The organism is Pseudomonadota bacterium, from assembly GCA_018823135.1.
Taxonomy (GTDB): domain Bacteria; phylum Desulfobacterota; class Desulfobulbia; order Desulfobulbales; family CALZHT01; genus JAHJJF01.
In genome coordinates this window covers 1-11442 of record JAHJJF010000012.1, presented here as the reverse complement: position 1 = coordinate 11442, position 11442 = coordinate 1, and the positions used below count along the sequence as shown (strand labels likewise).

General features: G+C 45.1%; 9 protein-coding genes. 8 read left to right on the top strand and 1 reads right to left on the bottom strand.

Going from position 1 to position 11442, the window contains the following annotated elements; translation table 11 throughout:
- Position 1: 1 nt before the first annotated feature.
- Positions 2-562, bottom strand: coding sequence for a hypothetical protein (locus tag KKE17_00710; GenBank protein ID MBU1708501.1), 561 nt, complete (start codon positions 560-562; stop codon positions 2-4).
- A 180-nt stretch (positions 563-742) separates the two neighbouring features.
- Between KKE17_00710 and uvrC the strand changes: the two genes are divergently transcribed.
- From uvrC to KKE17_00670, 8 genes are all read left to right on the top strand, one after another.
- Positions 743-2587 carry an excinuclease ABC subunit UvrC gene (gene uvrC, locus KKE17_00705; protein MBU1708500.1) on the top strand — a complete coding sequence of 615 codons (1845 nt, stop codon included), beginning with the start codon at positions 743-745 and terminating at the stop codon, positions 2585-2587.
- A gap of 258 nt (positions 2588-2845) precedes the next feature.
- Positions 2846-3736, top strand: coding sequence for a PAS domain-containing protein (locus KKE17_00700; GenBank protein MBU1708499.1), 891 nt, complete (start codon positions 2846-2848; stop codon positions 3734-3736).
- Positions 3733-4509 carry a response regulator gene (locus KKE17_00695; GenBank protein MBU1708498.1) on the top strand — a complete coding sequence of 259 codons (777 nt, stop codon included), beginning with the start codon at positions 3733-3735 and terminating at the stop codon, positions 4507-4509. Before KKE17_00700 ends, KKE17_00695 begins: the two co-directional genes overlap by 4 nt.
- Positions 4510-4553: 44 nt before the next feature.
- Complete coding sequence (locus KKE17_00690) at positions 4554-5621, top strand: response regulator (GenBank protein ID MBU1708497.1); 1068 nt, start codon at positions 4554-4556, stop codon at positions 5619-5621.
- A 286-nt stretch (positions 5622-5907) separates the two neighbouring features.
- Positions 5908-6747, top strand: a complete 840-nt coding sequence (gene nifU / locus KKE17_00685; GenBank protein ID MBU1708496.1) for a Fe-S cluster assembly protein NifU — start codon at positions 5908-5910, stop codon at positions 6745-6747.
- Complete coding sequence (gene nifS / locus KKE17_00680) at positions 6744-7979, top strand: cysteine desulfurase NifS (protein MBU1708495.1); 1236 nt, start codon at positions 6744-6746, stop codon at positions 7977-7979. Before nifU ends, nifS begins: the two co-directional genes overlap by 4 nt.
- 188 nt (positions 7980-8167) lie before the next feature.
- Positions 8168-9121 (top strand): FAD-dependent thymidylate synthase, encoded by a 954-nt coding sequence (locus tag KKE17_00675; protein MBU1708494.1) that lies wholly within the window; start codon positions 8168-8170, stop codon positions 9119-9121.
- Between the two features lie 98 nt (positions 9122-9219).
- On the top strand, positions 9220-10983 hold the full coding sequence (locus tag KKE17_00670; protein ID MBU1708493.1) for a formate--tetrahydrofolate ligase: 1764 nt from the start codon (positions 9220-9222) through the stop codon (positions 10981-10983).
- Positions 10984-11442 lie beyond the last annotated feature (459 nt).

Sequence of the window (11442 nt, the reverse complement as noted above, 5' to 3'; positions counted from 1 at the left end):
GCTATTTGCTCTCCCGGTGAAACACCCAATTGCTTACCGTGGTGAACACCAAGAAGAACAAGGCGAAACCAAACATCATTGCAATCATATAAATCGTGTAATTTGAAAATGCGCCTTCCCAGCCTTCATAGACACGGAACGCGGCGTTTATGTTCAGCTTTTCGTCGGTAAAAATCCGCGCGGTGATCTGCATGAAAAGAGCAAGCAGGATGGCTGCCAGCCAGGTGAATCTTGGAAAGATATACTGTTTTACTGTCATAAATCCCACCAGTATGCCGGCGAGATGAAAGAGGGTACAACTCAATTCATAATTCCCGGTAAGATGACTGTCATAGAGCCACAATGGAAAACCGATCAGGGTCCACCCGAAACCGACACCGATAAAAAGACTTATGCGAAACAGGATGCCGATGATCAGGATAAGGTTGGCTGGGTAACATACAAAGAATAAATAATCCGGAGATTGTGTGTAGGAAATGTATATTGCATGCCAGATAAGGATTATAAGTGGAATGACCGCCCACCAGCGATTCTGCTTAATGTTGAATATATCTGATTTCATCGTGGGATTCTAAAAAGATTCATTCAAAGTAGCTATAAATTATTTTCAATCGGCAAAAGACCTGCTTGCGTCTTTGGGAACCGGATACATTTCGACTGAAATTGGCTGGTAGATCGGAAAAAGACTGCATCCGATCTGCGGTCTTGAAATCGTTGTTAATCACGATTAATCTTTGCAAGTATGACCATAGCCAAGACAACATCAGCAATCCTCACCAAAGATTTTCTTCAATCCGTACCGAACAATCCGGGCGTCTATGTTTTCAAAAACAGCAAAGGGATTGTTCTTTATGCCGGTAAGGCCCGTGATTTAAGAAAACGGCTGGCATCCTATGTAAAGCAGATCGGCAATCCGCACTCAAAAACCGGGGTCATGCTTTCCCATGCCGTAAAGGTCGAGACAATCATCACCAGCACCGAAAATGAAGCACTTCTTCTCGAATCGTCCCTGATCAAGAAACATCGCCCCAAATATAACGTTATCCTTCGTGATGACAAAAATTATCCCTATATCAAAGTGACGATCAGTGAAAAATGGCCCAGGGTACAAATGACCCGCAGGAGATCCCGGGACGGCTCCAGATACTTCGGGCCCTACTCCTCCTCATCGGCAATGTGGGAGACCTTGAATTTCCTCAACAGATTATTTCCCATGCGTCGTTGCAAGGGCCGGGATCTTAAAAAAAGAAACCGGCCATGTCTTAATCATCAAATGGGCAGATGCCTTGCGCCGTGTATGGAGCTTATCGGACACCATGAATATATGGAAATGGTCAGACATGTCATCCTTGCCCTGGAAGGCAGAAACCGGAAATTGCTGGTTAAATCAAAGTCTGAAATGGCAAAAGCATCAAAATCTTTGCGCTATGAGGATGCGGCAAAATACCGCGATCGGATCAACGCTATCGAAAAAACCCTGGAAAAACAGGTTATCGCCGCCGGGAATTTTAATGATCAGGATGTCTTCGGTTTTGCCCAAAAAGGATATTCCGTAGCAATTGCCGTACTTTTTGTTCGTGAGGGAATCATCAATGGCAGACAATCCTTTTTTCTCCCTGAACCGGCAGGCAGTAATGAAGAGATTATCGCTTCGGTTATAGAACGCTTTTATGAAAATGATCAGCCCATACCACCAGAGATTCTTCTGCCCTTTGAACCGGACGATAAAGGCTTTCTCACCCAATGGCTTACCGCAACCAGAGGGAGTCATGTATATCTCCGTGTACCAAAAAGGGGAAACCGGCTCAAAATCATCGAGATGGCAAATCATAATGCCGAACAACTATTCACGGAAAAGGAGAAAAAAGAAAAGTCCTGGGATGGATTATCTGCAAAGATCCAGGAAAACTTTCATTTGCGGACTAAACCGCAACGAATGGAATGCATCGATATATCAAACATCGGCGGCAAACAGGCGGTGGGTGTAATCGTTTCCTTTGAATCCGGTGAAAAGGACAAAAAGAATTTCAGGCGTTATACCATTCGCACGGTTCAAGGAGCAAATGATTATGCAATGATGCAGGAAGTCCTGGAAAGGCATTTCAGCAAAATTTCCGATACAAAACAATTACCGGATCTGCTTATTGTGGATGGCGGCAAGGGCCAGCTCAGTGCCGCGAACTTTATCCTTGAGAAACTTAACCTTCATGAGCGAATAGACCTGATCGGTATTGCCAAGGAAAAATCAGACGAAGGGGAGAAGATTTTTATCCGCGGCCGGAAAAATCCCATATTACTTGCCAGGCACTCCCCGGTATTATTAATAATCATGAAAATCAGGGATGAAACACATCGATTCGGCATTACCTTTCACAGAAATCTCAGAGCCAAAGATCATCTTCGCTCAGAGCTTGACAGTATTCCAGGTGTGGGCCCATCACGGAAAAAAAACCTGCTCACAACCCTTGGCAGCCTCGAAGATGTAAAATCCGCTTCCACTGAAAAACTTGCATCGGTGCAGGGAATTAGTCAGGCACTTGCAGGGATAATTTTCACCCATCTCCGAAAAAATCCAGAGACTAGTTAATACCGCCAGAGTTTTTTGCCATTTCCAACAAAACAATCAAAACCGCTCATTGTTTCAGTTATAAATTTTACCTGTAATATCAAATAATTGTTAGATCAAGGTTTTCTCGAAAAAATATATTATTTTTCTTTTGAATTATAATTCATTTTGTGAGAAACTTGTTATATTGTTAGGGCATTTCCTCAAGTTTTCCGGCTGTAAATATATGATTTTTACTGAAAAGTTCCATTAATAAGTTATGCATATGGCAGAGAATCAATGACAGAGGAAAAATCTCAAAAACCCAGTTACAACGATCTTGAAAAGAAGATCAGAAAACTTGAAAATCAAGTTAAAGCCAACGTAAATGCCAAAAAGGCTTTCACTGAAATAAATGATCGTTATTGCAGATTTCTTGAAACAGTCAGTAATTACGTATACACCGTTGATATTGAAAAAGGACAACCCGCCACCGCCATGCACAGCCCGAATTGCATCGCAGTAACCGGGTATACGCCAGAAGAATATGACGACAATCCCGACCTCTGGCTGAAAATGGTCCATACGGATGACAGACAATATGTCATTGATCATACGAATCGTATTCATCTCGGTGAATTAATCCCGCCCCTTGAACACAGGATATATCATAAAGACGCCTCGATACGCTGGATCCGGAACACTATTGTGCCGCGGTTTGATGATGATGGGACGTTGATTGCCTATGATGCGCTGGTTTCAGATATAACCGAACTCAAGAAATCCGAGCAGGAAAAAGGACAACTCCAGGCTCAGCTCCGACAGATGCAGAAAATGGAAGCCATCGGCACTCTTGCAGGCGGTATTGCCCATGATTTCAATAATATCCTTGGTGCCATCCTTGGGTTTGGGTCGCTGGCCATGGAAGAACTTGGTGAAAACCATACTGCGCGAGCCGATCTGGAACAGGTCCTTCTCGCTGGAAACCGGGCCAAAGATCTCGTTCGCCAGATACTCACCTTCAGTCGGCAGACAGAACAGGACCGACACCCTCTTCAAGTTCATCTGATTATCAAAGAAACAATCAAGCTGCTGCGTGCGTCTATCCCGTCGACCATCATATCGTTTCAAAGATCGACCCCAAAAGCGGTCCGGTATTGGCTGATCCCACAGAGGTTCATCAAATCATGATGAACCTCTGTACCAACGCCTATCAGGCAATGTTCGAGAATGGTGGTATTCTTGAAATCAATTTACAGGCAGTGCAGGTTGATAAACAATTGGCACTGCAGCATCCCAATCTTCATGTGGGACAGTATGTCAGGCTTACAGTGACCGACACTGGAACGGGAATGGATCCGTATCTTCTTGAAAGGATTTTTGAACCATACTTTACCACAAAACCTCTTTCCGAAGGAACCGGGTTGGGTCTTGCGGTCATTCACGGCATTGTCATGAATCTGGGTGGTGCAATAACCGTCCAGAGCAGGGTAGGGATCGGTACATCTTTTAATGTTTTTCTCCCACAATTAAATGTCGTAGCGGAAAGCGAATCGGTAGGCCGCGAATTAATTCCTCGAGGCGATGAAAGGGTTTTGTTTGTCGACGATGAAGAACCGCTTACCGTAATCGGCAAGAAACTCCTTGAACGATTGGGATATACTGTCACCGTCCGAACGAGCAGCGTTGAAGCATTCCACGCTTTTCAAGCAAATCCTGAAAAATTTGATATTGTAATAACTGATCAGATGATGCCGAATATGACCGGCCTTCAATTAAGTAAAAAAATCAAAGAAATAAGAAAAGATATCCCTGTAGTCTTGATAACCGGATTCAGTGAAACCCTTAATATGGATGCGATTAACGATTCAGGAATAAATGAATTCGCTTTAAAGCCCATGACCACCAACGACATTGCACAGTTAATCCGCAAGGCCCTTGAGACGAAAGAGTTCAGCAAATGAAGGATTCATCATCAACGGCTGAGGATATGGCCCAGGTTTGAAAAATGACGAATAAACACAATATACTGATTATTGATGATGAGGTGTCGATCCGAGAGATTCTGCAACGTTTTTTAACCCGTGAAGGATTCATATGCAGTCAGGCCCATGATGCGGAAGAAGCCCTTGAGAAACTCGAAACAAACGCCTTTTCCCTTGCTCTCTGCGATATAAACATGCCAGGCGCCACAGGAATTGACCTGCTCCGGACCATGCATATAAAATATCCTCAACTGGCGGTTATCATGGTAACCGCGGTTGACGACCGCGAAACAGCATTAAATGCACTGGAACTTGGAGCCTATGGATATGTGATAAAGCCCTTTGAAATGAATGAAATGCTCATCAATATTTCAAATGCATTAAAACGCCGTGCACTGGAAATCGAACATGTAAAGCACCAGGAAGAACTTGAATTCAAAGTCCTTGAAAAAACCAAAGAGCTTGTTGCCGCTGAACAGGAAATCAGAGCCTCCCGTGAGGAAACTATTTTCCGGTTGGCCCGGGCCGCTGAATTCCGGGATAATGAAACAGCGCAACATACGATCAGAATGAGCCATTATTGCGGCTTGCTGGCAAATAAAGCCGGACTGCCTCAAGAATTATGTGCCATGATTCAGATTGCAAGTCCCCTTCATGATGTCGGCAAAATTGGTATTTCAGACACTATTTTAATGAAACCGGGAAAACTGACATTCGAAGAGTTTGAAACCATTAAAGAACACTCGGACATTGGATATAGAATACTGGCTAAATCAAATTCATCTTTCCTTGAATTGGCAGCTAGTATCGCCCATACCCATCATGAAAAATATGATGGTTCAGGGTATCCGCGAGGGCTCAAAGGCGAAAATATCCCTATTGAGGGAAGAATTTCAGCAATCTGCGATGTCTTTGATGCATTGACTTCCGACCGCCCCTACAAAAATGCATTCACCGTTGAAAAAGCCCTGGAAATTATGCGTGAAGGACACGGAACCCATTTTGACGCGCCTCTCCTTGATTTATTCTTCAAATACATTGACCAGACATTAAGAATCCGCAAAGAGTTTGCTGATAAAATAGAACACTAAACAACGCCCTGATTCCATCTTCAAAGCGCATGAATAATTTGTGGCGTCATTTCTTTGGTTTCCCTGGTTTCTCTCTGTAAAGCTTGTTTCTCCGCCAGATAAAAGCCCTTTTCCGTCCTCCTGTCGTGGAAAATTATATTTTGTTGCTTTTTAATGAGCAAAAAATTAATGTGTTAAATTCTTTTATCAGCCTCGTATTTATTGATAAAATGACAGGCTGCTGCGGTTGCTGCTCATTAATTAATGATAAAATATATAAAATAAAATTATAAGGATTATCTGGTTTATGTGGGATTACACGGATAAAGTCAAAGATCATTTTTTAAACCCCAGAAATGTCGGCGAGATAGAAAAACCCGACGGGGTTGGCGAAGTCGGTTCCCTTGCATGTGGAGATGCGCTGAAACTCATGCTTCAGGTTGATGATCATGGAAAAATCATTGATGCCAAATTTAAAACTTTTGGATGTGCAAGCGCAATTGCTTCTTCTTCGGCATTAACGGAAATGGTTAAAGGACTTACCCTTGACGAAGCTGCAAAAATCACGAATGAAGATATTGCCGATTACCTTGGCGGCCTTCCAAAAGAAAAAATGCACTGCTCAGTAATGGGCCGCGAAGCGCTTGAAGCCGCCATCGCCAATTACCGCGGAGTTACCTTGCCAATGGCTGAAGGGGAGGTGGTTTGCGAGTGTTTTGGCGTAACCGATCTTGAAATCCGGCGTGCAGTCCAGGAAAGCAATTTAAGGACTGTTGAGGAAGTAACCAATTTCACCAAGGCAGGTGGCGGCTGCGGCAACTGCCACGACAGAATCCTTGAATTGATCCTGGAAACCAGGAAAGGCACCCGTATAGAAGAAGCTGCCGTCCAAAAGCCAAAACGCCTTACCAATATACAGAAAATCAAACTCATCGAAGATGTCCTTGAAAGAGAAATCCGGCCGGCTTTGAAAAAAGACGGCGGCGATATCGAGCTCATTGATGTTGATGGTGATTTTGTCCTTGTCTCTCTACGTGGCGCTTGTGTTAGCTGCGCCGCCTCACAGACGACATTAAAGGAATATGTTGAGAAAAAGCTCCGAGAACAGGTGCTTGACACGCTTATTGTTGAGGAGGAAAAATCATGACAAACGGTGTAGAAGGGGCTGTGGTGTATATGGATAACAACGCCACAACCAGAGTCGCCCCGGAAGTGGTTGTGGCAATGCAGCCATATTATTCCGAACTCTATGGTAATCCATCCAGCATGCATACCTTCGGCGACAAGGCGGGCAAAGCAATCGTTAACGCACGTCAGCAGATCGCCTCCCTCCTCGGTGCTTACCCGGAGGAAATAATTTTTACCAGCTGCGGCACGGAAAGCGATTCAACCGCTATTCTTTCAGCCTTGCAGTCCTATCCGGAAAAAAGACATATCGTTACCACACGGGTTGAACATCCTGCCGTGAAAAACCTTTGTGAAGGCATGGATAAACTCACTGGACACAAACATCGTTTGACCCAGCTTCCCGTTTCAAGGGATGGAATGATCGATCTTGCGCAATATGAGGCAAGCCTGGATGCTGACACTGCAATTGTAAGCGTCATGTGGGCAAATAATGAGACAGGGGTAATTTTCCCGGTTGAGGAAATGGCACAAATCGCCAAAAGCCGCGGCATCCTCTTTCACACCGATGCAGTACAGGCGGTGGGCAAAATCCCGATTAATCTTTCAAAGACCCCGATTGATTTTCTTTCCGTTTCCGGTCATAAACTCCACGCGCCGAAAGGTATCGGCGTGCTGTATGTCAGAAAAGGTACGCCGTTTGTGCCGTTCATGATCGGCGGCCATCAGGAAAAAGGCCGTCGCGGCGGCACGGAAAATGTTGCCTCAATCATTGCATTAGGCCTGGCCTGCGAACTTGCTCAGTTCAATATGGATGAAGAGAATACCCGCGTACGTGCAATGCGGGACAGATTGGAAAAAGGACTCCTTGAACTAATCCCCAGTTCCATGCTCAATGGTCATCAGACCGAAAGGCTTCCCAATACGCTGAATATCAGTTTCGAATATGTGGAAGGAGAGGCTATCCTCCTTCATCTTGACAGATTCGGGATCTGTGCATCATCGGGTTCAGCCTGCACCTCAGGGTCGCTTGAACCTTCCCATGTTTTACGCGCAATGGGCGTCCCCTTTACCGCAGCCCATGGTTCCATCCGTTTCAGCTTAAGCATTTACAATACCGAGGAAGAAATCGATTTCATCCTTGACAAGCTCCCTCCGGTTATTGACAATCTTCGGTCCATGTCACCCTTCTGGGAATCCGAACACAAAGGACGAGTCGGCCGCAGCGGCATCCATTGCGGATGTAATTCATAAATATAATCTTGACTGACTTATACAAAGTCTGTCGTACCAATTCAGATGGCTAAGTTAAAAGCACGATATACTCGGAGTAGTTGGGTCGCGAAAGCGGGGGCATACTTATGGTCTTTTGAGCATTTCGCTACCCAATACGACACAGTAGATTGGATTTTTTACGACGCCATCAACCTGAAGGACTTCCCATGAAAGTTATCTCGCCGTTTTATGAAATTCTTGATCACCTTGACAAGCAGAGCATGGCAATTCGCATAGAAGCATGCGGTCGCGTTTGTTATAAGAGCGAAGATAAAATCAGCGCCCAATCCACTGAACCCTTCATTAAAACAATTTTAAAGCACGGACATAATTCAGTCATGGAAATGGCCGTTTTAACCCTGAAGGTCACCTATGACAGCGAGTCATTTGCTGTGCAGCTTTTCAATACATTGCCCAAATATCTGATAATTGATCGCACCGACAAAAAAGAACTGCTTATCAGCGGCAGCGTCAGAGCCTTCAGGGAACTTTATCAGTCCAACCCATCGGTCAAGATGATCAAAGCGATTACCGGCTTTCTGGGAGAACGCTACCCGCTTTTCTTTTCAGACCTGAAACCAAAGGCCGGCTGGCTGCAGCACGAAGGCATACATATTGAAAAAATACCGTTGGATCAGGTTGAAAAACTTTCTTCCGACCTTCTTGCCCGTCATCGACACATCGCTGTGAAGTTTACAGTCAACCGCGCTGTAACCCATGAAATCGTTCGCCACCGTCCTTGTTCCTATCTGCAGGAAAGTCAGAGATATTGTCGTTACAGTGAAGACAAATTTGACAGCCAGGTCACCTTTATCAAACCCATGTTTTTTGAAGAGGGGACTGAGGATTATAAAAAATGGGAAAAGGCGATGATTGAGACGGAAAAAATTTATCTGAAATTGCTGAAAACCTCTTCCCCGCAAGCGGCAAGAACCGTTCTACCCAATTCATGCAAGACCGAACTTATCACCTATGCCAATCTTATCGAGTGGGTTCATATTTTCAAATTACGCACGTCCCGTGCTGCGGAACCATCCATGCGAGAAGTTATGATCCCGCTTCTTGATGACTTCAAAAAACGATTTCCAACCGTATTTGCAGACTTGAACGTTGAAAATTAATAGAGTATGTTAATTGTTTCAAACATGGATGTTTATTGCTTAACTATCAGTAATTACTAGATAACATTAATCAACCAAAAAACATTAGGGAGGAAATTATGGCATTCGATGCTGTGAACATGGCAGACTGGCAGATATCAGAAGCTGCTGAAAAAAACATGCCCACACCGGAAGAGTGGACCGAAAAACTTGGACTTCAGAAGGATGAAGTGCTGCCCATGGGCAGACTGTGCAAGCTCGATTTCCTGAAGATCATCAACCGGCTCAAGGATAAACCGGATGGTAAATATATCGAAGTTACCGCGATTACTCCAACCCCACTGGGCGAAGGCAAGAGCACCACTTCATGCGGTTTGATGGAAGGCATGGGTAAACGAGGATTGAATGTTGGCGGCGCTCTGCGTCAGCCTTCAGGCGGCCCGACCATGAATGTCAAAGGCACTGCAGCCGGCGGCGGCAACTCCCTGTTGATCCCGATGACCGAATTTTCCCTGGGTCTCACCGGTGATATCAACGATATCATGAACGCCCATAACCTCGGTATGGTGGCGCTCACCGCCCGCATGCAGCATGAACGGAACTATAACGATGAGCAGCTTGCCAGATTGACCGGCATGCGGCGTCTCGATATCGATCCCACCCGGGTTGAGATGGGTTGGATTATTGATTTCTGCGCCCAGGCCTTGAGAAATATCATTATAGGTATCGGCGGACGCACCGACGGATTTACCATGCAATCCAAATTCGGTATTGCCGTGGGATCTGAGTTGATGGCCATCCTGGCTGTCGCCACAGACCTGGCTGACTTGAAAGAAAGAATCAACAATATCACCGTGGCCTTTGATAAGAGCGGCAAACCGGTTACCTGTCGTGACCTGGAAGTGGGTAACGCCATGGCTGCCTTCATGCGTAACACCATCAACCCAACCCTGATGTGTACGGCCGAGTACAATCCCTGCCTGGTCCATGCCGGTCCATTTGCCAATATTGCTGTGGGTCAGTCATCAATTATCGCCGACAGAGTAGCATTGAAACTTTTTGATTATAATATTACCGAGTCCGGTTTTGCAGCTGATATCGGATTTGAGAAATTCTGGAATGTCAAGTGCCGTTACTCCGGCCTCAAACCCCATGTCTCAGTTCTTACCGCGACTATCCGCGCCCTGAAGATGCACGGCGGCGGTCCCAAGGTAGTTGCCGGAAAACCTCTTGATGATGCATACACCAAAGAAAACGTGGGACTGGTTGAAAAGGGCTGTGAAAACATGGTCCATTTGATTGGAGTTATCCGCAAGGCCGGTATCAACCCAGTAGTCTGCATCAACCGTTTCTATAGCGATACCGATGAAGAGTGTAAAGTCGTTCGCAGGATCGCCGAGGCTGCCGGTGCTCGCTGCGCCGAGTCCAAACATTGGGAATTGGGTGGCGAGGGAGCCCTGGAATTCGCTGATACAGTTGTCGAAGCCTGCAACGAAGAAAACGATTTCAAATTCCTCTATCCACTGGAAATGAAGCTGCGTGATCGTGTAAATGTAATAGCTCGGGAAGTCTATGGTGCCGACGGGGTTGACTGGTCTGCCGAGGCTAATGCCAAGGCCGAAATGCTGGAAAAAGATCCCAAGTACGCCGACTTTGCCACAATGATGGTGAAAAGTCACCTGAGCCTCTCCCACGATCCGACCTTGAAAGGTGTACCCAAAGGCTGGCGGCTGCCCATCCGCGATGTGTTGATCTATTCCGGCGCTAAATTCCTGTGCCCCTGTGCCGGCACCATCAGCCTGATGCCGGGAACCAGTTCCAATCCGGCCTTCCGTCGTATTGATGTTGACACGGAAACCGGTAAAGTCTCAGGACTGTTTTAAATAGTAATACCAAGCTGATTTTATTTTTATAAAGGGCTGCCTCACTTTTGAGACAGCCCTTTATTTTTGAGATGTTGCCAGGGTACAAGGCTTTTTCAAGTAAAAAGTATTTACTCGATTTATAATTTGGTAAACCGAGGACTAATTCTTGCTGCTCTCAGTTTCCCAGCTACTTTTTAAAGCCAAACAGGGGCTTCACATAATATCCTTGAATACCCTGATTCTGCTGATTTCAGACCCATCTCAAGCCTTTTGACAATATCTCTGTTGAAACTATTAAAAAATACTATTATATAAAAATAATTCGTCATTCAGTCATTTTTTCGATTTCATCAAAAATGTGATGAACCTGCAGATAAGCCAGAGTAACGAGACGTAGAAAAGTCGCGGTATCAAAAGGTCCACCACATAAAATTAACTGGTTATCAAGTAATAACTCGATGAAATCAGTCTTTTTGC

What these genes read in the sequence shown, in the direction of transcription:
- KKE17_00710 (MBU1708501.1), bottom strand. Translation starts at nt 562, where the DNA reads ATGAAATCAGATATATTCAACATTAAGCAGAATCGCTGGTGGGCGGTC.
- uvrC (MBU1708500.1), top strand. Translation starts at nt 743, where the DNA reads ATGACCATAGCCAAGACAACATCAGCAATCCTCACCAAAGATTTTCTT.
- KKE17_00700 (MBU1708499.1), top strand. Translation starts at nt 2,846, where the DNA reads ATGACAGAGGAAAAATCTCAAAAACCCAGTTACAACGATCTTGAAAAG.
- KKE17_00695 (MBU1708498.1), top strand. Translation starts at nt 3,733, where the DNA reads ATGATGAACCTCTGTACCAACGCCTATCAGGCAATGTTCGAGAATGGT.
- KKE17_00690 (MBU1708497.1), top strand. Translation starts at nt 4,554, where the DNA reads ATGACGAATAAACACAATATACTGATTATTGATGATGAGGTGTCGATC.
- nifU (MBU1708496.1), top strand. Translation starts at nt 5,908, where the DNA reads ATGTGGGATTACACGGATAAAGTCAAAGATCATTTTTTAAACCCCAGA.
- nifS (MBU1708495.1), top strand. Translation starts at nt 6,744, where the DNA reads ATGACAAACGGTGTAGAAGGGGCTGTGGTGTATATGGATAACAACGCC.
- KKE17_00675 (MBU1708494.1), top strand. Translation starts at nt 8,168, where the DNA reads ATGAAAGTTATCTCGCCGTTTTATGAAATTCTTGATCACCTTGACAAG.
- KKE17_00670 (MBU1708493.1), top strand. Translation starts at nt 9,220, where the DNA reads ATGGCATTCGATGCTGTGAACATGGCAGACTGGCAGATATCAGAAGCT.